Origin of the sequence: Humisphaera borealis, from assembly GCF_015169395.1 — a bacterium.
In the GTDB taxonomy this organism is placed as follows: Bacteria; Planctomycetota; Phycisphaerae; order Tepidisphaerales; family Tepidisphaeraceae; genus Humisphaera; species Humisphaera borealis.
This window is the reverse complement of record NZ_CP063458.1, coordinates 4,658,405-4,681,063: the sequence shown is the minus strand read 5'-3', so window position 1 is coordinate 4,681,063 and position 22,659 is coordinate 4,658,405. Positions and strand designations below refer to the sequence as shown.

Sequence of the window (22,659 nt, the reverse complement as noted above, 5' to 3'; positions counted from 1 at the left end):
CATCCGGGTTTCGTTCGAGCGAGTAGAGGCACGCCGCGCAGCCGCGATCAACCCAGCAGATCCAGCACGCCACCCACCGCACCGCCGAGTCCATCGGACGACCCGTCGCCGCCATCGGTCGAACCACCCGTTTCGTCGGTCGGCAATTCCGCAGGCGGATCGGTCGGCATCGGGTCCGTCGGGTCCATCGAGTCCGTCGGCCCGGCATCCGTGGGCTCTGTCAGGTCTGTGTAGCCAGGGTCCGCCGGATCGGTCTCCCCAAGCTCGGTCGCTGCAGGGTCGGTCTCCGGCGGCGCAGGATCACCTTCTGGCGGCTGCAACAGCTCATCCGCCGGGACGTCCGTCGTGTCGGGTTCCGGTGGCTGCTGCGGTTCGTCGATCTGTTCCGGGACCAAGTCGGTTTCGCCGACGTCGGGCTCCGTCGCTTCAGGCTCACCAGGCTGGGGTTCGGACGGCTCGGTATCTGAAGGCTCGGAATCCACCGGCGCGGAATCCGTCGCATCAGGCTCGACATCGCCAGGGCCGGCGTCGTCCGGCTCGCCGGGGTCTGACTGTCCCTGTTGTGCTTCTGATTCCGTCGCCTCGGGTTCAGCCGCGTCCGACTCTGCCGCGTCGGGCTGAGCCGGATCGGGCTGAGTCGGATTCGGCTGGGTCGGTTCGAGCTCAATCGCATCGGGTTCAGACGCTGGCTCCGTCGCCGGCAGTACCGATGCCCCGCCGGTGGTCTGCGCTACCGCGTCATGTGTGCTATTGATGCCCTTACGGCTATAGGTCGCCGAGGCCTGGTACACCGGGCCGGCATACTCATCTTTGCGGTCGACCCCGCCCTCCCGGTTGGTTCGCTTGCTACGGGTCTTCTCCGGAGCCTCCGTCGTCGGTTGTGCCTTGACGGCCTTCTTGTGCGGTTTATCGGCATCGACGACCGACCTGGCCGTCGCGACCTTCGCGACCACAGGCTCGCCGCGGCTATGGTCGACGGTGTACTTGACCGCCGGTTTCGGTTTATCCCGGTCTGCCAGGGCGTAGGCATACGCCGTCCCCCGCAGGAAGCTCAGATCGATCACCCACACCTCCGGTTCGCGTTGCGGAGGATGTCCGATTGCTTCGGCGGCAAGTCAAGAAACCTCGGAAGCAACACGCCGCCCGATAACGTCGCCGGGTGCCATGCCCACGCCAGCCGGCTTTCATTCGAGCGAAAGAAGCTGTCCCGCTTGGGCATCGGCGAACATCGCGGGTCGCCGAATCACATGCCCGCGCGGGAAACGTTCACAACGTTCCAGAGCGAGGGCCCGGCGTGGCGAGAGCATCCGGTTGGGCGATGGTTGCACCATGCTCGTCTTTGAGCCGTGGCCCGTGATGGATGTAGAAATGAAGGTGCTTGGTGCTTTGGTAATCGCCGCTGTTCGTCGACAGTCGGCATCCTCCGTGCTCGTCGGTGACCCGGCGGCAAAGCTCGGCTGCAACATCAAGCATCGCGTGGGCGACTGGTAAATCGCATGCCTCAAGAGCCGCGAGTGACGAGATATGGCGCTTGGGGATGATGACGATATGCACGGGCCAGTATGGCTGCGTGTGGTGAAAGGCAAGAACCTGCTCAGTCTCGGCGATGCGCTCGACGTCAATAAGACCTGAAAGAACCTGATCGCAGTAAAAGTCCATCGAAGAGGAAGAATGTGACATCACAGGTCGTAAAGCGAGACGCCTATTCGAGTGTAAGCGACGAGTCGCCTAACACAATGCCGTTGAACGGCGGCGCACGCTCCGAGCTCAACTGCAGAAAACGGGACAGGGACGGGTGCAACTACCAACCAGTGATTCCGAGGAATTGGACCCGTCCCGCTTCCTCTGCCCCCAAGTGCCATGCCCACGCCAGCCGGGTTTCGTTCGAGCGAAAGAAGCTGTCCGCGTGGGCATGGGCGAGCATCGCGGGTCGCCGAATCACATGCCCGCGCGTGAAACGTTCGCGACGGCCGAGAGCGATGGCGCGGCATGGGAATGGCACCCGGAGGCTTTGCGGGCATGCCGCCCGCCAAAGGGCGGCGGATGATCTCTGAAAAGAGTGATGTCCCCTTTTATCCCCCCGGAAAACGGAATGTGCCGCAGGACATGATCAATTTCAGGCGAATCAGCAACCACTCGCCCAAACGTGGCTGTATGTAGGAACTCGAAGGCAACCTGCAAACCACATGGAAACTCGAAAGCCCAAAAGTCGGCATTACCAAGGCCGTCAATCCAGTCGGTAAGCATTGGCGGCCCGAGCTTTTTGGCCGCAGCTTCGGGCAAAAGATCAAAAGCGAAGAGCCACATGGGCACGTCCGGAAAGGGGACCGGAAATACAAGCGGTTTTGCGGTTTCTATTGCCATCAGTACTCGCGACAGCTCCATGGCGGATAGCGGTCCAGTGCGGTGTCGGGTTATCTTCGTGGCCGCGCAGCCACCAACTCGTCCACCAGCTCTTCAAACTCTTCGACAGTTCGGGCTAACCGCGCGGCGAACATGAGATCACTGCCGTCTGCCGTGTGGGTCACACCGGTTCTTCGGAGGGCGATGAGAACCTTGGGCCAAAGCGCCTTCGCCATTTCCGGGTTTTCCTTCGACCACTGTACCCACTCTTCGCCGCGCCAGCCGAGCTCGCGATGGAATTGCGATTCGCCGTCCATCCATTGCTGGTTCCATTGAAACGTGGGCAGCCATCGCGGGTCCGATGAATCCGACTTCGACCAGAACCCTTCCGCGATCAGCCAATCGACGGCAGCGTACCGATGCGTTGAACTCGTGCCGCGGTAGACCGCGATGCGCGTCAGCGGCACGAGCCACTCCGAGTGCGTGCGGCAGTCAAGCGTGTCGGGGGAGAAGTAGCCCTGTCCTCCGCGACCGCAGCCCGCCGACGCTAGGTACAAAAGGGCGACCGCGGAGCCGCAAACCGCGAGGATGGTCCGGAGTCGCCAACCCATGGGGATAACGGACCGAGGTTCAGCGGCCGGGCGGGCGCTCGACCACCTCTCGAATCACGAGGACCGCGACGCCCGCCTGGTCCGCTGCAACGTGTGGTTATCCAGCGGCCGGGCCGCCATATCATGACTGACCGTGCGTATGCTCCCAACTTTTGAGCAGCACTTCTACGGACGATTCCGCCTCCACCACGACGGGAGCGTCGCCGGTGTCAGGGTACACGACGAGCGGCCCGCACGCCTTTGCGAGTTCGCGGACGACGACGAGGATGAGCGACGGCCAGCCTTTACTGAACCCGACGGAGAGCGGTTGATCGTCGCGGCCGTCGTACCCGGACACGCTAAGTTCGGTCCAAGTGTCTGCGTTCCCTAGGCCATCCGGCCCTCGCAGGTTCGCGTGCTGCCACTTGCCGTTGGCCGATGGTCGAAACTCGCCCCGCATCCCGGGCAGCGACTCGCAGGCCGCTCGGATTTCGCGAAAGGTGGGATTGCGGGCGTCGGAACGAGTGTGGGGCACGGTGAGCCCTTGCCCGCGGACGTCTTCCGCGACGGACTCGGTCAGCGGAATGATGAGGTAGATCACGCCCATCGCTGGATAACCGTTTGTTTATCCTAACCGCCCGGACACCCCGCGCGGATGGTGCGCGGACAATAGCCGCTGGCGCTAGCGCCATCAACGAGTTCGCAAGAGGCAGCAATAGCCATCTTGTTCAGACCGCACAAAACTGTAACATTTGCTGCGTGAAGCTCCTCGAACGCCTCGATCGTGCCTGCCGGATGGTTCATCAGTGGGTCAAACGCAACGTCCGGTTGAGTGTTTGAGCCTCGAAGAGGCGGCAGAGCCATAGACCAGGGCGCTGGCTCGGCGAAGCCGGGACGAGCCCTGGGTTTGTGATTTACGCGGATCGAGCCCTGTAGGGGCGAAAGGGCCGTCCCCGCGGCGACGCCGGGTGCTCTGTCGCCCTCTCAGGACTCGGGATCCATCGGTCGATCGACCCATGGTTGCGGTCGGCGTACCGACCTTCATCCTGGGCTATGGCTCTGCCGCCTCTTCGAGGCTTTTGGTCGGGCCACTCGATTCTGGCGACGCTTGCGAACCCGGCGGGTGCGGGATTGGGTGGTCGCAGGTGTCGTGCGGGGGGTCTGGCGGCGGGACGATTTCGGGTGGCTTGGCGCCGACGCATGTTGCCCGTGACGAGAGCGTCGGTCGGCGATCGCCATGGGCAAGCGGGTACGCTTGCCCATGCCACCCTGCCCACGACACCCTACCCGTGCCACACGGGATCGGCCGGGGGCGGGCGGCGTGGTCGGGATTACGTGGTCGCCAGGGGGTCTTGCCAGCGCGTGACGCCGGGCGGATTTTGCTTGTCTTCCGCGGCCATTGACCTAACATATATAGAACAATATCAGACGTCGCCCTGGGACGGGCGGCGTCCTTCCTCCATGCGCCGGTCGGCGGGTGTGATCTGTCGGCTTCAGCGTTTACTCCGTGGAGATGGCCGTCCCAGGACGATCGGTGTCGGTCGGGCCGGGGTGGTGGTTTTGGTGTTTTGAAGTGACGCGGAGACTTGGAAGCGAAAGAGACGACGTGGGCAGCCTGATCGATCACTCGGGTTCGTTCGGCGATGTCGCCTTGGGTTCGTTCGGCAATCTGTGTTTGCCGATTCGGTATTCGACGTTGGGTGTTTGCGCCGAGTCCTCGGTTCGTTCGGCGAGGTTGCGCGAGCGCTCCGCTCCGCGTCGCGGCTAACCATTTTCGTGGTACGGAACGAACCCTGCATGCGCTCCGCGACGACGGATTACACGCTTCGGACGACGGGTTACGGACTTCCGGCGACGGGTTAGCCGCGACGCGAAGCGGAGCGTCCCCGAGGCGTGTGGGTCGCCCTGATCGAGCGTCGTCCGACCGCGCCGGGTTCGTTCGGCGGGGTTACGCCGGGTTCGTTCGGTGGAAGGCGGTGATTGAGGATGAGCGGCCTTCGACGTGTGACGCACCTCGCACGGCTTGGAAAGCACAACTGTCCGGCAATTTACCAATTCCAGCGTGAGCCATGACCTGGCACATCCTCATTTCACCAGAGTCGCTCGGCTTTGCTTGCGATCGCGGCTGATGGCGCGCATGCGGCGGCGTCACCCTCGGATCAGGGTGTGCGGGAACGTCGTGGCTTCAGGCCAGCTTCTTGCGTGCCCGCAGCCGGGCCTGACGCGCTCGTTCCAGCGAACGCTCTCGCTCGCGTTTGGCGATCACCGCCATCGCCTCCTGGATCGACATCTGGCCCCGGGCCACGCGGCCCAGCGCCGCCAGGGCGTAGACGCTGACGCGGTAGCCGCTCTGCACGTACATCATCAGCACGGCGATCACCGCGATGTACAGCTGCGTGGTGATCCCATTGCGGCTGGTGCTCAGCAGGTGGTCCATTCCCGCCCAGGTCTTGAGCCACTTGAAAAACAGCTCGATCTGCCAGCGCAGCCGGTAAACGGCGCCGACGACGTGAGCCCCGACCGTCGCCGCGGGAAGATTGGTCAGCAGCCGCAGTGCCTGGGATTCGCCCGATCGGTCGGTGCTCTCGATGGTGATGCAGCGGAACAGGCCCGCCGGCGCGTCGCGGCCGGGAAGTCTCACCACTTCCTCGGCGATCACGCCCGCCTCGACGTCCGCCGCCGACGGCGGCAGGGTCTGGACCACCGTCATCGCCGGTTGGTTGGATTTGATACGAACGACAAAGTCGCTGCCCTTGTCCAGGACGGCGCCGAGGAAGCCGAACTCGACGAAGTTGCGGTCCACGACGTACAGCACGCCGGGCAGGAGGTCGGCGGCGAAGGCCGCGGCCTCCGAATGCCCGTCGTCGCCGCTGACGGTCAGCACGCGGGGAATCCAGTTGCCGGCGTCGAGCTGGACGTTGGCGCGGACCTGTCCCTGCACGCCGCCGTCGCGGTTCTTTTGGCGCATCGCCCAGGCCACATCGCACAGCGTGGTCATGTAAGTGCCGTCGGCGGCGATGATCTGCCGGGTGATCCCTTCGAGGCCGTCGGCGTCGCCGAGATTCGGGACACGTTGCTGCAGGTCGTCGATCAGCGGCACGAGCAGCTGAGGGTCGAACGCTGCAAGAGCGTCGGCGGTGGTCGAGCGTGCCAGCTTGTCGAGTCGCAGATCGCCCTGGAAGTCGCCGCAGTCTTCGATGCGTCGCAGCGATCGGGCCATGGGATCGAAGAACGACAGGAGCAGGCCTTTGACCAACTGGTCGCGGCCGAGGATGGTGTTGCCGTGAGCCGGCAGCGCCGCCAGACGATGGAGATGTTCGTCGAGGAGATTCCCGGAGCGGCGCACGGCCAGACGTCGGTCCGACGGCGTCGGTTGCTGCTGCGGGGATGAACGACGGACCGCCACGGGCGCGAACTATGCCACGCGGCATCAGAAAGCGCAAGAGCGAAATCTTGCGAATGTCACGGCGTCGAAATGCCGGACAGTTGTGGTTGGAAACCCGTGTCACGGAATGCGGTCACAAGGGCGGTCTCGGGTTCGTTCGGCGATGTCGGCTTGGGTTCGTTCGGCTATCCACGCCCGACGATTTGGTGTTCGATGTTGGGCGTTCGGCGTTCCATGTTCGCATTCAGCCGTGGGTTCGTTCGGCGATCTCGCTTCGGGGCAGGATTTCGCGATTCGGCCCCGGTTGCTCGGGACCGCTTGCCTCGAATAGCACGGCGTGACCTGGACCGCTATACTCGACCTTCCGCCTCGTCGTACGGCGACGGGGCATACCTTTGCTATCTGCAGGAGCAGTTCGATGGCCGGCATGACGATGACCGAGAAGATCCTTGCCAAGCATTCGGGCAGGGACCGTGTGGACCCGGGCGAGAACGTCTGGGTGAATGTCGATGTCCTGATGACCCACGACGTCTGCGGGCCGGGCACCATCGGCATCTTCCACGAGAAGTTCGGCCGCAACGCCAAGGTCTGGGACAAGGACCGCGTGGTCATCATCCCCGACCACTACATCTTTACGGCCGACGAGAAGTGTCATCGCAATGTGCAGACGCTGCGCGACTTCGTCACCGAACAGGGTCTGAAGTATTACTACGACCCCGAGTTCGTGAAGATGACGCCGGACATGCCCAGTCCGTACAAGGACCCGACCAAGACCAACTACAAAGGCGTCTGCCACAAGGCGTTGCCGGAAGAGGGGCACATCCGCCCCGGCGAAATCCTGCTGGGCACCGACAGCCATACGTGTACGGCCGGCGCGTTCGGGCAGATCGCGACTGGCGTCGGGAACTCCGACGCGGCGTTTGTCCTGGGCACCGGCAAGACCTGGCTGAAGGTCCCGCCGACGATGAAGTTCATGTTCCGCGGGCAGATCCCGCCGTACCTGACGGCCAAGGACCTGATCCTGGCGGTGATCGGTGAGATCGGCGTGGACGGGGCGACCTACCGCGCGATGTACTTCGGCGGGGACGGCGTGAACTCGCTCACGCTCGAAGACCGCATGACGCTCACCAACATGGCGATCGAAGCCGGCGGCAAGAGCGGCATCTGCGACGTGGACGAGAAGACACTGGAATACGTCCGCGCTCGCAGCAATCGCCCGAACTGGGAAGTGGTGACGGATGACAAGGACGCCAAGTTCATCACCGAGCACGAGTGGGACCTGAGCACCATGGAGCCCATGGTCGCCAAGCCGCACAGCCCGGACAACAAAGACACGGCGTACAACTGCCGCAGCGTGGTGGTGGATCGCGCCTACATCGGTTCGTGCACCGGCGGCAAGATCACCGACATGATCATGGCGGCGAACATCCTGAAGGGGAACAACGTGAAGGTGAAGACCTTCGTCGTCCCCGGCAGCACGGAAGTTCACGCCGACATGAAGCGGCTGAACCTTCGCGGCGAAGCCAAGAGCCCGAGCGAAAAGAGCATCGAAGAGGTGCTGCTGGACGCCGGTTGCCTGGTCGGGCCGAGCGGTTGCAGCGCGTGCCTGGGCGGCCCGGTCGATACATTCGGCCGGCTTCAGAGCACCGAGACGTGCATCAGCACGACGAACCGCAACTTCCCCGGCCGCATGGGCAGCACCAAGAGCGCGGTGTATCTGGCGAGCCCGCTGACCGTGGCGGCGAGCGCGCTGACGGGCAAGATCACCGACCCGCGGGAATACGTGAGCGAACCGATCGAGACCGGATCGGCGGGCGTGAGGTAGTCTCGCCGACGCAACACATGGCCGCGGGATGTCGTCCCGCGGCCATTTTCATTGGCGGATCGGCGTGGAAGGAGAGGCGGCTGCTGTGCGGGAACCGAGACTCCATTCTCGACATTGGGCATGGCTCTGGCCGATCGGACTGGTCGCTGCCGTCGCGGCGATTGCGCTGGCGATCGCCGAACCCGCCCTGGCCCGCGCCGGCGGCGGGCAGGGATATTCGGGTGGAGGCGGCGGCGGTGGTGGAGGACGCAGCGGTGGCGGTGGCAGCGGCGGCGGTGGCGGGGACGCGGGGGCCCTGATCTGGCTGCTTTTTCAGCTCATCCGACTGGTAATCGAAGTCCCCTATGTCGGCATCCCGCTGGTGCTGCTGATCATCGGGTTTTTTGTCTACTCGACCTACGCCGGTAAGAACTCCTACGACAGTTCCATCATCCGCCGGGGCGTGGCCGCGGAGGATCGCTCCCGCATGCCGCAATACGCGACGGCGATTCGCACCAACGATCCGGCGTTCGACACCGATCGCTTTCTGCACCGTGTCCGCGGCGCGTTCGTGCGCATCCAGCACGCATGGAGCAACCAGAACCTGTCGGACGTTCGCGCGTTCATCTCCGACGCGGTCTACGAGCGGTTCTCGCTCCAGTTCGACGAGCAGCGAGCGCTCGGCTATCGCAACGAGATGAAGGACGTCGTCGTCCGCAGGAGCCATATCGCCAATGCCCAGTCCGGCGAGGTCTTCGACGAGGTGTCGGTTCGCATCGAGGCATCGGCATCGGACCAGAATGTGGACCTGCAGACCGGCCGGCCGATCTCGGGAACCAGGGCCGCCGGGGAGTTTGTCGAGGTCTGGTCGTTTCTCCGCCGGCGCGGCGCCAAGACGAAGCTGGCCAAGCCGGGGCTGATGGAGGGCAACTGCCCCAACTGCGGCGGGCCGATCGAGATGAACCAGGCCGCCAACTGCACCTACTGCGGTGCCCTGCTGCGGTCGGGCCAGTACGACTGGGTGCTGGCGGAGATCACGCAGCAGTACGAGTGGGAACCGCGGAAGGGCCACAGCATCCCCGGTGTTTCGGCGATCCGCGAGCGCGACAAGGACTTCAACCCGCAGGAACTGGAGGATCGCGCCTCGGTCATCTACTGGCGATGGGCGGCGGCGGATCGGTTGGCGTCGGCCACGCCGCTGGCGAAGGTGGCGTTGCCGGCGTTCGTGGCGAAATACGAGTCGCAGCTTCGATCGCCGGCGGCCGATTCGGCGCCGCTGGCACCGTCTCCCACGCACTACTTCGGCGAGTGTGCCGTCGGCGCGGTCGATCTGCTGGGCGTGCTGCCGGCGTCGGGCGCGGCCGATGCGCAGGACACCGGGCAGGACGCCAGCCCGCACGCCAATCAGCCGCCGCTCGATCTGGCGCTGGTCAATGTCCGCTGGCAGGGACACACGTTTAAACGCCTGCCGCCGGGACAGAAGCCGCGGCGTGGCGACAAGTCGGCGGTGACCAATACGCTGTTCGTGCTCGGCCGCTCACCGGCGGCGCGGACCAACCCGGATCAGTCCATCGCGTCGGCACATTGCCCGTCGTGCGGCGCGCCGGAGGTCGGCGGATCGGCGGCCAACTGCGGGCACTGTGGAACGCCGCTGAACCTCGGCACACAGCAGTGGGCGCTGGCCGAGATGGTGCCGCTGCATTCGGAACACGGCCAGGACTTGCTCCGCCGGCTGCCGGGAAGCCAGCAGGACCGTAGCGAGACGCCGACCGGGGAATCGTGGCTGGGTGAGTTCGACAATCTGACCGGGTCGTCGGCGGCGTCGACGCTCCGCTGGATGGCCTACATGACCGCCGCCGATGGCAACGTTTCCGGCGAAGAGCGGGACATCCTTCGTGCCGCCGCCCGGCGTTACGGCGTGCCGAAGATTCGGCTGGAGGAGTATATCTCCGCGGCCGAGGCAGGCTCGCTCGACCTCACGCCGCCCGCTAATGAAGGCGAAGCCCGCCGGCATCTGGCCGACATGGCCCGCACGGCGCTCGCCGACGGAAAGATCACGCCGGGCGAGGCGAAGATTCTGCATCGCGCCGGTAAGAAGTTGGGGCTGGGTGAAGCCGACATCAAGCTGCTATTGGCGCGGACGCGCGGCGAGATGCTGAAGGAATCGCGTAAGGTATTGCGGCAGGCGAAGAGCCAGTGGATTTAGGTCATCGCGGGCCGGCAGTGCCGAACAGGCGATCCCAGATGTTGCTGTAGAAGCCGTAGTTCACCCTGCCGTTGAGGTGATGGTCGGCGTGGAACGTGCTCGAACCGAGGAACCGTACGACCGGCAGTTTAGACCATGATGCCGGGAAGGGTTCGACGCCCAGGTGTCCGAGTGTGCCGAAGATCAGGTTCAGGGTCAGGAAGACGATGATGCCGATCCAGGTCGCCGGGTAGAGCATCAGGACGCCGATCCAGAGCGCGCCGAAGCCGAGCACTTCGACCGGGTTGAGCACGAAGAGGTCGAGCGGGCGCGGGTTGTCGTACTTGTGATGCGCGCTGTGCAGCGGCCCGTATAGCAGCGGGTGATGGGCGATGCGGTGAAAAACGTACATCGCCAGGTCCATCGCGATCAGCAGAACGATGACATCGAGGACCACCCGCCATCCCGTCTCTGCCGAAACGCGGATCCATCCCGCTCGCCACAGCAGCCAGCCGGTGACTCCGACGACGATGTTCAGCACGAGGCAGGCGATGGCCAGGACGACCTCGATTGCTTCGAGCGGTTTGGGTGGCGGTGTAACGGGGCGGGACCGATAGAGCCGAATCAGAAGTTCGCCGACGATCAGCGCCGCGGCAAACTGGATGACATTGATCACCGAGATCCAGAATGTCGCAGCCTGCCAGGACATGGAGGCATACTCTTCGAGTCGGATCGGCATTGCTTTCCCTCGAACGTCGGTCGGCCACGCGGCACCGTGGCGACGCGTAAGACCAGTATACTGTCACCCATGACCATCACCGACAACGAACACGCCGACCTTACCACGCCCTACGGCTCCATGCGGACGTACATCCTGCGGCCGGCGGATCAGACGCGGCGGTATCCGGGCGTTGTGCTGTTCTCGGAGATTTTCCAGGTGACCGGTCCGATTCACCGGACGGCTGCGTTGCTCGCCGGGCACGGGTTTGTCGTCGCCGTGCCCGAGGTATTCCACGAGCTTGAGTCGCAGCCGGGCGTGGTGATTCCGTATGACACCGCCGGCGCCGATCGCGGCAACAGGCACAAGGTCGCCAAGGAGCTGGCCAGCTACGACGCCGACGCGCGGGCCGCACTTGACTACCTCAAGACGCACCCGGCGTGCACCGGACGACTGGGGACCGTCGGCATCTGCATCGGCGGGCACCTGGCGTTCCGCGCGGCGATGAACGCCGACGTCGAGGCGGCCGTCTGCTTCTACGCGACCGACATCCACAAGCGGTCGCTCGCCAAAGGGATGAACGACAACTCGCTCGACCGGGTGAAGGAGATCAAGGGAGAGATCATGATGATCTGGGGCCGGCAGGATCCACACGTCCCCCGCGAAGGTCGACGGTTAGTGTACGACGCGATGGCCGACGCGAACCTGAACTTCACCTGGCACGAGTTCAATGGCCAGCACGCGTTCCTGCGCGACGAGGGGCACCGGTACGACCCCGAACTAGCTCACCTGTGTTATGGGATGACGGTGAGCCTGTTCCGGCGACGATTGGGTCCGGAAATGGCAGCGGTGGACAAAGGATCGGCGACGGCGGGCGCATCGATCAGCACGCACTGACATCGGCAGAAACGCCGGATCGAACGCTTCAAGGCATTGGCCTCGTCCTGCACGGTCAGCGCTCCCTGAAACTGATCCCCGCATGCACTCCATCACGCTTCCCATCGCACACGAGAAGTGGTTCTACGACGCCACTACGCTACCGGCTTCGGGCCATCACCTGGTTGAAACTGGAGTGATCGTGGCGATCGGTGTGGCGGTCGCCGTCACCGTCGTCGCCGGCCTGCTCTGGCGGCGGCGCGGGAAGCGCGACCTGATTCCCGGGCCGGCGTACTTCGGTGCCACCCCCGCAGGCCGCGCGCGGTTTTATGCCCTCGCGCCCCTGATCCTGGCGGTTCACCTGTGCGTGCCGATGTTCAAGAACGGCATCGATGGCCGCCTTCTGGCACCCAACAACGTCCTGTTCGCCCCCTGGACTTTCGTTATCGGTCTAAGCCAGATGCTGGTGGCGATCGCATTCGTCTACGGCGCTTTCACCCGGCTGGCCGCCGGACTGCTGGTGGCGATATGGGTTTTGGGCCTGGGGTTGTGCGGGCCGGAATCGATGGCTGACAACGTTGTGTTCATTGGCATCGCGGCATTCTTCTGGGCCGCCGGGCGCGGACCCTGGAGTGCCGATGCCATGCTGCTGCCGAACCTCGCTCCCTCCGGACGACACGCCCGCTTCGCGATGCCTGCGTTGCGCATCGGCCTGGCGCTCTCGCTGATCACGCTCGCGTTCACCGAAAAGCTCGCGAACCTGGCCCTGGCCGATGCGTTCCTGCAACGAAACGCCGTGAACTTCACCGGGTTTCTCCACATCCCGATGTCGAACCACGATTTCGCGATCTGCGCCGGCGGCGTCGAACTGACGGTGGGACTGCTCCTGCTGTTCGGCTACTTCCCCCGGGTTGTCATCCTGCTGGCATGGCTGCCGTTCAATGCGAGCCTGCTGGTATTCCGCGGCGAAGAGCTCATCGGCCATCTGCCGCTGTATGCCGCCCTCGGCCTTCTCCTGGTCTGGACGCCCGCCGATGAGGACCAGACCCTGTTTCGCAACGCCGTATCGCCGGCGACGCGGGCGGGCGCGACGTTCGGACCATGAATTGGCACATTCCAAACGAATTGCGGCGCAGGTATCGTCTGGAAAGGGTGGAACCGCGCCTCTCCACCCTGAGCACACCCCATGAAGCATCTTCGCGAAGAACTCTGGTTCGACACGCCCGATCGACGGGGCTACTTCAACATCACCGGCAAGGTCGCCGCTGTGATCAGGAAGTCCGGCATCGAAAACGGCCTCTGCCTGGTCAACGCGATGCACATCACGTCGAGCGTTTACATCAACGACGACGAGCCCGGATTGATTCACGACTACGACGCCTGGCTGGAGAAGCTCGCCCCGTTTGACGCCTCGCCAGAGCGATACCACCACAACCGCACCGGCGAGGACAACGCCGACGCCCACATGAAGCGGCAGATCATGGGCCGCGAAGTGGTGGTCGCGATCACCGACGGGAAGCTGGACTTCGGGCCGTGGGAGCAGATTTTTTACGCCGAGTTCGACGGCCGGCGGAAGAAACGGGTGCTGGTGAAGATCATCGGCGAGTGAGGTTGAAGCTCGATCCCAAGGCGCGACCGCCAGGCGACATGCGATGTTCGACCCCAACCCCGATCCTTTCGCCGACCCTGCGCTGGCCGACCTGGTCGCGAAGAAGCTTCTTGCCGGCGCCGATCATGCGTGGGAACTGCAGCAGCCGCCGGACTTCGACCCGATCGAATCCGCCGAGCGATTCATGAACCTTGCACAATCGGTCCAGACGATCGTCGGCGAAGATTGCCCACTCGAGCTGTGGCCGGCAATTCGTGAGGCGACATTTCACGGGGAGTTGGTGTTGCCGACCGCGGTGCTAGTCGAGCCGACATCGGCGGTGATCCGGGCCAGCAACTTCGCCAACCTGATCGCGATTCTGGACGACGACCGGACGGTGAAACCGCAAGTCCTCGCCCAGCTTCGCCGCCGCTTCGAAAGAGCCGGCTACCGCTTCATCCCCGCCCTGCCGCTGCGCCGTGCGTACAACGGCCACCACCGCGGAACCCAGCAATTCCGCCGATGGGCCGATCGGCTGTTCGGTTACCTTTAAGCGACTGTGAATGAATCGGCAGCTTCGTGGTGCATCGGTCCCGGTGTCATGAGCGGCAGGACGTGGCCGCGAGGTCCTTCATGATGCCGTCGATCACCGCGCGGTCGGCGAACTCTGGTGCCCGGTCATGAGCTTCTCCGTAAGTGATCGAGCGAACTGCTCGTGCCGCGCGATGAGCAGGCTGCGGCAGTCGGCCTGACCCTTCAGTAGCTCGCGAACTGCCACCAGCTTCACTTCAGAATCTTTCGGAGACGCAATTTCGTCCGTACCATCCGGTCTTGTCGGTTGATCTACGAGAGCACTGCCGTCGTCGCTCGACAAGCGTAAGCCAGAGGTTTGCAAGGTGTCCGCCGATGCCCCGACTTCGCCGCGTAGCTCGGCAGCGGATCAACAGCGCTCGAGAAGGCGAACGAGCTTTCCGTGTTTCTTCGCCGGGCGTGCGAGGCAGGACGCAACCAGCGGGCGATCATACGCACACACGTCACAACCCATGAAACACATCGTCACCCTTATGATCGCGCCGCTGCTTGTGTTGCTGGCAGTGCTGGATGCCGCCGTTGCCAATGAGCATCTCTCACCGCATCAGCGCGTGATATTAGAATCAAAATCGCCACCGCCAGCAGATGCGTCGTTCAGCTTCGATGCGCCAGCCGGACCGCAGTTCACCGATGCCGAAAAGGAAGCACAACGTGAGCGGGGCAAGGGCGTGATGCCGATGGTGATGAAGGCCTTCGAGAGCGGTGCGGCGGAGGTGCGGATTCCGCCGGGCGATTACCGCTTCAGTCAGGAACGCAAGGTGGGAGCGAAAACAGTCTATCCTCTCCATTTTGAAGGCATGCAGCGCGACTCGGAGCATCCGCTCGTGATCGATGCCACGGGAGCAACCTTCTGGTTCGACCTTGATGACGTGCAGATGCCCCCGGGCCACCGCTGTGTCGGCTTCTTTAGTTGCCGGAACATCGTCCTGCGTGGCGCGATTATTGATCGTGGCACGCGGGGCTGCATTGAAGGCCGGATCACGCGCATCGACCGCAAGGGCAACCGCTTTGAGATTCAACCCTCGCCGGGCATCGTGGTGCCGACGAGCTACAAGGGCGGCGATGAGCAGCGGCTTTTTCCCTTCAAGCGCGATGGTCGCTTCTGCGTGCCGCTCTATGATTTGCAGGCCGGCGTGCGCAAGCTCCGCTACAAGGACATCACGCCTTCCGCCAACGGGCTCTACTGGATCAACATGGAGGCGCCTGACCTCATGGAGCGCATCCACGATGCGAACTGGGAGCGGGCGTATGGCGAACTCGGTATGGTACGGGTGGGTGATGGCTTGTCCTGCCTCTACACCTCGGCGGGAGCCATCGTGCTGGAGGACTCGGCAAACCTCACGCTGCACGGCGTGAGCGTCTACGTGGCAAAAGGCGGTCCGAGCGAGAGCGGCGGCCATGGCGCGCATCTTTGGAAGGACTGCTACTTCGGCCCGCGACCCGGCACCAGCCAATGGAAAGGCGCGGACGGCTTTCTGTGCCGCTCTACGCGCCATGGCACCACGATGGACAACGTGTCTATCCGACACACCGCGGACGACCTGCAGAATTTCCACGGCATCTGGGGCAAGGTCAAAGCGGTCTCCGGCAATCAGGTCACGCTGGAAACAAATGCCGCCCTGCGACCCACGCTTACCAATGCCCGCGCGGGCGATCGACTGCGCTTCATCCATCGCAAGACGGGTGCCGTTCTCGGCGAAGCAAAACTTACCGCTCACCAGGATTTCCAACTCACCCTCGATCGCGACGCCGCCCCCTTCGCCGCAGCGCAGGCCGAGTGGCTCGATCACGAGTGCGCTGGATGGGTGGTGCAGAACTGTCGCTGGGAGGACAACTTTCAGCGCCTGCTTATCATGTCCGGCCCCGGCACCGTGCGCGGCTGCACCTTCATCCGCATGGGGAGCAACATCAGCCTCAACACCGGGATGGGCCTCGTCGGCGGCATCCCGAACGACATCACGATCGCGGACAACACCTTCGTCGATGTGAGCCCGCGCCCGCACCATCCCGCCATCGACGTCCGCGCCCACAATGCCCAGGGTCAGGATGGCATCCCACCCATCGAGCGTCTCATCATCACCGGCAACACCTTCACCCGCAGCGGCGGCCCCGCGATGAACCTCATCGGCATCAAAGACTCTCGCATCGAGTACAATCGCATCAACTCGCCCATCCGCGCCACCGCCATTGCACGCCCAACGGATGAAATCGCAGGGCAGGCCATCATGCTAAGTCACAGCACCGCCGTTGAAGTCAGCGACAACACGCTCATGGATGTCGAGAAGCACGCGCAGTCGGATGCCGTCAGCAGTAGCCCCCTGCTCGGTCTAAAAGCAACGAAGGACATTACGCTCGACCAGAAACGGCTCTCGAATACCCTCAAGCCGAACGCCAAGTGACTATGTGCCAGTTCCGAGCCGTCACGTCCGCCCCTTCGTACCGCGCGCCGTGCCGCGATCTCGCCCGCGCGTCGGCTTAGCTACCGATGTTGAATTCGACTGGCCTTGCCGCGTACCCAATGCAAGAGCGCCGTTCAGCGCCGGAGAGAGTAAGAAGGACAAACCCAAGGGCAACGGGGTTGACTTCCAGACGAGGTTAGAACGGGGCGATAGGGTTTCCGGGCGTAAGTGTCGGCGTGTGCGTTGGATCCGCGCATGAAAAAACCCGCCTTGCGGCGGGTCTTATGCCCAGGACAGGACTTGAACCTGCACGAGTTGCCTCGCTACCACCTCAAAGTAGTGCGTCTGCCAATTCCGCCACCTGGGCGATGGAGGGGAGATTATAGTGCCTGTTGGCGTGTTGTCGAGGGGGTGGCGAGCACCGATCTCCGATTGCGCCTTCGAGTAGGGTCATGACTTGTGGGGCGACGTTTCGTGTTCCCCGCGCATTGCCCAGCCGACGAGGTTCAACTTCCCGAAGGTTTTCCTACAATGCCGCCCGGGAGAGCCGGCCGTGATCTGTCGGCGACCCAACTGGTTTTGCTACCCGAGGGAGACTGCACCTTGACCGACGATGCGTTCACCGAGCGAGGCACCGGCGTCACACTGAAGGAACTGGCGGCCGCGATCGGTGCGGAACTGCCGGCCGACGTACCGGGGACCGACGTCCTGATCCGAAGCTGCCGTACGCTCGATTCGGCCGGTACCGGCGACGTCACCTTTCTCTCCAATCCCAAGTACGCCGACCAGCTGGACACCACCAAGGCGACCGCCGCGATCGTGGCTGCGTCGGTCACCTGCCCGGCCAACCCCGGCCTGATGCTTCTCAAGACCAAGGACCCCTACTACGCCTGGTCGCTGGCGCTGGTCAGGCTGCACGGCCACCGCAAGCACCCGCACGCCGGCGTGCACCCCTCGGCCCATGTTGATCCGACCGCCAGCGTCGGTGCCGGCACGGTGATCTACCCCGGCGTGTTCGTCGGCCCGCGGACGAAGATCGGCCGCGACTGCATCCTATACCCCAATGTCGTGGTCTATGACGATTGCATGATCGGCGACCGGGTGATCATTCACGCCGGCAGCAGTATCGGCCCCGACGGGTTCGGCTTCGCCACGCACAAGGACGCCGACGGCGTATGGCGGCACCACAAAATCCCGCAGGTGGGCAATGTCGTCATCGAAGACGATGTCGAGATCGGCTCGAACACGTCCATCAGCCGCGGCGCAGTCGGCAATACGGTCGTCGGTCAGGGGACGAAGATCGACAACAATGTCGCGATCGGCCACGGCGTGAAGATCGGCCCCCACGGGCTGCTCGTCGCCCATGTCGGCGTTGCCGGGAGCACGGTCATCGGCCATCACGCCACCATCGCCGGGCAGGTCGGCATTACCGGGCACATCAAGATCGGCGACGGCGTCACGATCGCCGCGCAGTCAGGTGTGATGGCGGATGTCCCCGACCAGACCACGGTCATCGGCAGCCCCGCCATGCCGGCGAGCCATGCCCGCCGCGTTTACTTCCTGTTCACGCAGTTGCCCACGATCCAAGACCGCATCAAGAAGCTCGAACAGGCCGTCGAGGAGCTTTCCGACGCCGGCGACGAAGTCTGATCCGCGGTGAACAATGTCGGCAGTCGCGTCTATCTTCATCGCGCCCACCGCCAAGGCGGCGATGGTTCCGGTGAGCTCCGTCGAGGCGATCGCCGGCGAGGGCCTGGCAGGGGATCGATATCAACTTGGCATCGGCGCATTCAGCCGTTGGCCCGGCGAAGGTCGCCAGATCACGCTGATCGCTTCAGAAGCAATCGGCGACATTCTCGCTGAAACCGGGATCGATCTCAGCGACGGCCGACATCGGCGGAATGTCGTCACGGTCGGCGTCGCGCTCGAGGAACTGCTCGAACGGCGCTTTCACCTGGGCACCCTGCTGCTCCGCGGCCAGCGGCTATGCGCACCTTGTCGATACCTCGACGGGCTCGTCGGCGAACCGGTCTTCGCCGCCATGAAGGGCCGGGGTGGCCTGCGGGCCGAAATCATTGTCGGCGGCACCATTCACATCGGCGACGTGATCTCCGCAGCCTGACATGCGCGCAGGTCTTCATCAGCGGTTCACGACCGGCGATCGCCAGGCCGGGTACGCTCGGATCATCGACAAGCATCAGTGTTGGCGGCCGGCGCCTACTTGCTTGGCGTCTGACCGGCCGCCTTTTTTGCGGCCTTCTTCTTCGCGCCGCCCTTCTTTGCGCCGCCTTCGCCATCGGTCTTGCCCGCGGCGGGGTTGAGTTCGGCGAGGACCGCAGTAAGTCGGGCCCGGGCCGCCTTGCTGGCATCGGTGTCGGCCGAGGCGGCGACAGGCTTCTCGACGAACGGTGCATCGCTCATATCGAACAGTTCGCCGGCCTGATCCAGCTTCCATCCCTGCTCGCGGACAAACCACTTGGCGCCGAGCTGTACGAACGCCCACTCCCGCGGGGTGCCGGCCTCGCCCCGCAGCTGGGGTGCGATGCTCCGGCTGTCGAACTTAAAGTTTGCCGGGGGCTGCGCGCCCGCCAGTTCCAGGAACGTCGCGTGCATATCCGTGAAGTTCACGATGTCCTTGTTCACTTTGCCCGCGGGTGTGACGCCGGGCCAGCTCGCAATCAGCGGCACGCGCGAGCCGCCTTCGAGCATGGACGCCTTCTTTCCGTTAATCATCCGGCCACCGATGGTGGCGGGGAACGTCAGCGCGGTTCCGTTATCGCCGGAGAACATCAGCAGTGTCTTTTCCCGGAGCCCGAGTTTTTCCAGCTGGGCGACGATCTGGCCGACCTGCTTGTCCATGTAGGCGATGTTGTCGTCGTAACGCTCCGCGCCATCCTTGGCTCCCTTGGCCGAGTCGGCGGTGTGCAGAATGGGCCCGTGGACCAGGTGCATCGAGTAGTAGAAGTAGAACGGCTGATCCTTGTGCCGCCTGAGAAAATCTACGGTGAAGTTCTGGATGTAGTCCGGGGCATACGTTCCATCGGGGACGGTCACTTCCTTGCCGTTGGTCGTGTGCTTGTTCTGCCAGAACCAGCCGCCGGCGGTCGGATCGGTCGTGTACTCGTCGAAGCCCCAATCGGCAGGCGTCTCGCCGACCTGTCGCCACTTGCCTGCCATGCCGGTGGCGTAGCCTCCCTGCTTCAGCAGCCTGGCGATCGGTTGTTCGTCAGCGGACTTGGCTCCCGGACCGCCCGCCCGCCAGGAACCGTTGGTGAGCCCACCCGTCCGAAACGCGTACCGCCCCGACATCAGGGCGCACCGAGACGGGCCGCAGAGCGGGGCCGCGTAGCAGGTCTCGAAGCGCATGCCGGTGGACGCGAGTTTGTCGATCTGTGGCGTCTTTCGCTTGTCCGCTCCGTAGCAACTGACGCCGTCAAGGCCCAGGTCATCGGCAAGGATGAAGACAATGTTCGGCCTGGCGGCCTTGCCGCTCTCCGCCGCCGAGGCCGCCAACGGGGGCAACATGAATAACGAGATCAGGAGGATGACGGTGTTTTTCATAGTCGGCTCTCACTCTGGCATCTGAGTTTCGGGGCGTCTGAAATCTGAAGCGCTCGGACTTGGAGACGTATGGCGGGAATGATGATCCGGCGCGCCAACGCCGAATGTTCAACCGCCCAGTCCGTTCGTGGAAACGGTCGAGCAGGGGAATAATTCTCGTGAGCCTGAGCGGATTAGGGCGCGAGCCGGTCTGCGGCCCCCGGCAAGTCCGGGTTTGCGATGGGAAAAGGTCGCGTGGATGGCAGGGCCGGCGAATCGGCCTGCTGCGTGTCGCCCTGCCAGAGCTGGCGGACCGCCAGGTACGCGGTGTAGCCGTTGTAGCCCTGTCGCGGCTGGGGATAGGTCGCACCGATAATGCCGACGGCCAGGCTGAAAGCCAGTAGTACGCCGACGACCACCCACGATCCGGTTCGGTGTGCCTTACGGAGCCACGCGCCGCTCCAGAACAAAACCATCGGCGCAAAGACGACAAACCACTTGGCGGCGAACATCCAATCGGCCCAGGCCCTGCCGGGACGGCGGTGAATGGTGTACGCGACCATGAGGTAAACCGCCGCGGCAAGCGTCCCCGCGGCAAGCACCTTCGCCGCCTGCGGCCAGTGGCGATGCATGATCATGGTCACGCCAAGCACACCGATGGCAAGTACCGGAAAATGGCTGAGCAGACCGTGCCCCCCGAAGAACAGATACCCCGCTGTGCCCAGGGCACGCCCGATGGGCTTCCAGAAGGCACCAGGTTCGTCGGGGTCGTCGAGCACGTCCGTGTCGTCGGCATCGTCGTACGTCCGCGGCGGCGCAGTGAAGTTCATTCCGTGATACAGCTCGCCGCTACCGCGCCAGACGAACGTGGTATGCAGTGCCAGCGGACCCACAGCACCCGCGACGAACAACAGCAGTCCTCCGATACGCTGCAACCAGGACCAGCGATACACGAGCACCACGCCGGCGAGCGTCGGCGCAAACGCGATCGACGAAGGATCGATCACGGCCGCCAGCGCCGCGCAGAATCCGGCACAGCAAAGCCAGATCGGGGTAATCGGCTTCCGCTGGGCAATCGAAAGGTGAATGAGGCACGTCGCCGATGCCAGGATGAGTGTTGCCGCAGGGACATGCACATTCAAAACGGTCGCGTAGGTGAAGAGCCCTGACGCGATCACGCACACGGCGGCAAGCAAGGCACGCTTGGGCCGTGGCAATTCGAAGAGCCGGCCCATCCGGTAGATCAGGCCGGCCGCACAGGCCGCCGGAAGTGTTACACCGAGAAGCGTCAGCAGGTAGGCGACGGTCGGCCCATCCCTGGCGAACGTCAGGCCGTAGTACCGCATGACGCGGTAACTGATCGCCAGGAGCACGCCCATCGTCGGAGGCTGGGCCGCGTACGACCGGGCGACACCCCCGGCATCGACCACCACAACCCTCGTACGGGTGTTCTTGAAATCGGTCGCGTCGATGGAAAGCGTCTCGTGTTCGACCCAGGCCTGGGTCGTTGCGAGCAATGCCATTTCGTCGTCGGAGATCTGCCGGGGGTCGGGGTGGCGAACGGGACGCAGGAGAGGCAACGCCAGGATCAGCACCAGCACCGGCGCGCTGAGCGCCCACGGCCGGACCATGCCCTTCGGGCGGTGCCGCGGGAAAAGGAGCACGCGGAGCAGCTCGAGGAGCCAACGCATATGAAAGTGCGACGCGTAATCACCCGAATCAGCGTCCGGCCGCGTCGGCCGCTCCGTACGCCGGCTGGTGAGCCTGCACGGGACCTAGAGCGTTTCTTCGTAAACCCGAAGAAACTGAACCCAGTTCTTCAACAGTCGTTCGCCGAGCCGGGCGTAGCGAACGTAATACTTCTTGGTTTCATCACGGATCTGTGCCGCGCCGTAGTCGCCCATGTGCTTGTCCACGTCGGCTCGGTTGGTCGAAAGAACCTGGTCGATGTCCTTCTCGGTGAACTCGAAGTGATACTGGAACCCGAAAAGCCGGTTCTTGAACCGGAACGCCTGGTTGCGGCACTTGGCGGTGCTGCTGAGCAGCGCGTTGCCGGTGGGCGGCGGCGGCCCGCCGGGCTTTGCCTCGGCCGGCGGCGGGAGCTTGGGCAGGTCGAACGTGTCGTAGTGCCAGTGGAACATCGGTGCGCCGTCCGTCATTCCGAAGACGATCGGCTCGGTCCCGCCGGGGAACGGAAAACTCACCGGAGCCCAGCCGAACTCGGGCAATGGCTCCGTCGGTTCGACCGGCTTGGGCGGCTGACCGGGGCCGCCGGGGGCCATCTTCACGTTCGGGTAAACCTTCGCGCCGGCGGCGTGCGCCAGGAGCTGGGCACCCAAGCAGATGCCGAGCACCGCACGGTCGGCGGCGACCAGGCGTTTCAGCAGGTCGACTTCCTTCGCCAGGAAGGGGAACTTCTCTGATCCGACGTCGGCAACGCCCATCGACCCGCCGAGCACCACCAGGGCGCGGATCTCGTCGAGATCGCTGGGGACTTCGTCCCCCTTGTAGAGGTGGCGAACCTCGGTCTGGATTCCGAAATCGCGAAGCACCGCGGGAATACGGCCGGGGCCTTCGTGGGCGACGTGCTGGAGGACGACGACTTTGCTCATAGGTTGGCAGGATGATCGGTACGAGGGG

Annotated in this window: 20 protein-coding genes and 1 tRNA gene; 9 read left to right on the top strand and 12 right to left on the bottom strand. The window is 64.2% G+C overall.

Features of this window, described 5'->3' with window-relative positions:
* Nucleotides 1-47: 47 nt before the first annotated feature.
* The 6 genes from IPV69_RS17490 to IPV69_RS17465 form a co-directional block, all read right to left on the bottom strand.
* Nucleotides 48-1,064 (bottom strand): hypothetical protein, encoded by a 1,017-nt coding sequence (locus tag IPV69_RS17490; RefSeq protein ID WP_206291009.1) that lies wholly within the window; start codon nucleotides 1,062-1,064, stop codon nucleotides 48-50.
* Nucleotides 1,065-1,266: 202 nt separating this feature from the next.
* Nucleotides 1,267-1,659, bottom strand: coding sequence for an HIT domain-containing protein (locus IPV69_RS17485; RefSeq protein WP_206291008.1), 393 nt, complete (start codon nucleotides 1,657-1,659; stop codon nucleotides 1,267-1,269).
* 279 nt (nucleotides 1,660-1,938) lie between these two features.
* Nucleotides 1,939-2,364, bottom strand: a complete 426-nt coding sequence (locus tag IPV69_RS17480) for a hypothetical protein (protein WP_206291007.1) — start codon at nucleotides 2,362-2,364, stop codon at nucleotides 1,939-1,941.
* A gap of 50 nt (nucleotides 2,365-2,414) precedes the next feature.
* A complete protein-coding gene (locus tag IPV69_RS17475; RefSeq protein WP_206291006.1) occupies nucleotides 2,415-2,954 on the bottom strand; it encodes a hypothetical protein in 540 nt (179 codons plus the stop codon).
* A gap of 121 nt (nucleotides 2,955-3,075) precedes the next feature.
* Nucleotides 3,076-3,540, bottom strand: a complete 465-nt coding sequence (locus IPV69_RS17470) for a hypothetical protein (RefSeq protein ID WP_206291005.1) — start codon at nucleotides 3,538-3,540, stop codon at nucleotides 3,076-3,078.
* Nucleotides 3,541-5,118: 1,578 nt separating this feature from the next.
* Nucleotides 5,119-6,279 (bottom strand): IS4 family transposase, encoded by a 1,161-nt coding sequence (locus IPV69_RS17465; protein WP_206290457.1) that lies wholly within the window; start codon nucleotides 6,277-6,279, stop codon nucleotides 5,119-5,121.
* Between the two features lie 457 nt (nucleotides 6,280-6,736).
* On the opposite strand from IPV69_RS17465, the gene IPV69_RS17460 reads away from it, so the two are divergent.
* Together IPV69_RS17460 and IPV69_RS17455 are read left to right on the top strand one after the other, a co-directional pair.
* Nucleotides 6,737-8,143, top strand: a complete 1,407-nt coding sequence (locus IPV69_RS17460) for a 3-isopropylmalate dehydratase large subunit (protein WP_206291004.1) — start codon at nucleotides 6,737-6,739, stop codon at nucleotides 8,141-8,143.
* 85 nt (nucleotides 8,144-8,228) lie between these two features.
* A complete protein-coding gene (locus IPV69_RS17455; RefSeq protein ID WP_206291003.1) occupies nucleotides 8,229-10,328 on the top strand; it encodes a TIM44-like domain-containing protein in 2,100 nt (699 codons plus the stop codon).
* A 1-nt stretch (nucleotide 10,329) separates the two neighbouring features.
* Here the strand turns inward: IPV69_RS17455 and IPV69_RS17450 are convergent, their stop codons facing one another.
* Nucleotides 10,330-11,046: a sterol desaturase family protein gene (locus tag IPV69_RS17450; protein WP_206291002.1), complete on the bottom strand. Its 717-nt coding sequence runs from the start codon at nucleotides 11,044-11,046 to the stop codon at nucleotides 10,330-10,332.
* A gap of 69 nt (nucleotides 11,047-11,115) precedes the next feature.
* Here IPV69_RS17450 and IPV69_RS17445 point away from each other — a divergent pair, with 69 nt between their 5' ends.
* The 4 genes from IPV69_RS17445 (at nucleotide 11,116) to IPV69_RS17430 (ending at nucleotide 14,042) form a co-directional block, all read left to right on the top strand.
* Complete coding sequence (locus IPV69_RS17445) at nucleotides 11,116-11,922, top strand: dienelactone hydrolase family protein (RefSeq protein ID WP_206291001.1); 807 nt, start codon at nucleotides 11,116-11,118, stop codon at nucleotides 11,920-11,922.
* Nucleotides 11,923-12,004: 82 nt separating this feature from the next.
* On the top strand, nucleotides 12,005-13,006 hold the full coding sequence (locus IPV69_RS17440; protein ID WP_206291000.1) for a hypothetical protein: 1,002 nt from the start codon (nucleotides 12,005-12,007) through the stop codon (nucleotides 13,004-13,006).
* A gap of 81 nt (nucleotides 13,007-13,087) precedes the next feature.
* Nucleotides 13,088-13,510 carry a secondary thiamine-phosphate synthase enzyme YjbQ gene (locus IPV69_RS17435; RefSeq protein WP_206290999.1) on the top strand — a complete coding sequence of 141 codons (423 nt, stop codon included), beginning with the start codon at nucleotides 13,088-13,090 and terminating at the stop codon, nucleotides 13,508-13,510.
* Between the two features lie 43 nt (nucleotides 13,511-13,553).
* Entirely contained in the window at nucleotides 13,554-14,042 is a 489-nt protein-coding gene (locus IPV69_RS17430) for a hypothetical protein (RefSeq protein ID WP_206290998.1), read from the top strand.
* A 93-nt stretch (nucleotides 14,043-14,135) separates the two neighbouring features.
* Here IPV69_RS17430 and IPV69_RS17425 read toward each other — a convergent pair whose 3' ends face one another.
* Complete coding sequence (locus IPV69_RS17425) at nucleotides 14,136-14,276, bottom strand: hypothetical protein (RefSeq protein ID WP_206290997.1); 141 nt, start codon at nucleotides 14,274-14,276, stop codon at nucleotides 14,136-14,138.
* A gap of 256 nt (nucleotides 14,277-14,532) precedes the next feature.
* Between IPV69_RS17425 and IPV69_RS17420 the strand changes: the two genes are divergently transcribed.
* Nucleotides 14,533-16,479 carry a hypothetical protein gene (locus IPV69_RS17420; protein WP_206290996.1) on the top strand — a complete coding sequence of 649 codons (1,947 nt, stop codon included), beginning with the start codon at nucleotides 14,533-14,535 and terminating at the stop codon, nucleotides 16,477-16,479.
* Between the two features lie 285 nt (nucleotides 16,480-16,764).
* Here the strand turns inward: IPV69_RS17420 and IPV69_RS17415 are convergent.
* A tRNA-Leu gene (locus IPV69_RS17415) sits at nucleotides 16,765-16,846 on the bottom strand.
* Between the two features lie 236 nt (nucleotides 16,847-17,082).
* On the opposite strand from IPV69_RS17415, the gene lpxD reads away from it, so the two are divergent.
* Both lpxD and IPV69_RS17405 read left to right on the top strand, forming a co-directional pair.
* Nucleotides 17,083-18,129: a UDP-3-O-(3-hydroxymyristoyl)glucosamine N-acyltransferase gene (gene lpxD / locus IPV69_RS17410; RefSeq protein ID WP_206290995.1), complete on the top strand. Its 1,047-nt coding sequence runs from the start codon at nucleotides 17,083-17,085 to the stop codon at nucleotides 18,127-18,129.
* Nucleotides 18,130-18,142: 13 nt separating this feature from the next.
* Complete coding sequence (locus tag IPV69_RS17405; protein WP_206290994.1) at nucleotides 18,143-18,601, top strand: MOSC domain-containing protein; 459 nt, start codon at nucleotides 18,143-18,145, stop codon at nucleotides 18,599-18,601.
* Nucleotides 18,602-18,696: 95 nt separating this feature from the next.
* On the opposite strand, the gene IPV69_RS17400 is transcribed toward IPV69_RS17405, so the two are convergent.
* The 3 genes from IPV69_RS17400 to IPV69_RS17390 form a co-directional block, all read right to left on the bottom strand.
* The gene (locus tag IPV69_RS17400) at nucleotides 18,697-20,040 is read right to left on the bottom strand and encodes a sulfatase-like hydrolase/transferase (RefSeq protein WP_206290993.1); all 1,344 of its coding nucleotides are present in this window, start codon (nucleotides 20,038-20,040) and stop codon (nucleotides 18,697-18,699) included.
* A gap of 173 nt (nucleotides 20,041-20,213) precedes the next feature.
* Nucleotides 20,214-21,710, bottom strand: coding sequence for a hypothetical protein (locus IPV69_RS17395; protein ID WP_206290992.1), 1,497 nt, complete (start codon nucleotides 21,708-21,710; stop codon nucleotides 20,214-20,216).
* 84 nt (nucleotides 21,711-21,794) lie between these two features.
* Nucleotides 21,795-22,631 (bottom strand): type 1 glutamine amidotransferase, encoded by an 837-nt coding sequence (locus IPV69_RS17390; RefSeq protein ID WP_206290991.1) that lies wholly within the window; start codon nucleotides 22,629-22,631, stop codon nucleotides 21,795-21,797.
* Between the last annotated feature and the right edge of the window lie 28 nt (nucleotides 22,632-22,659).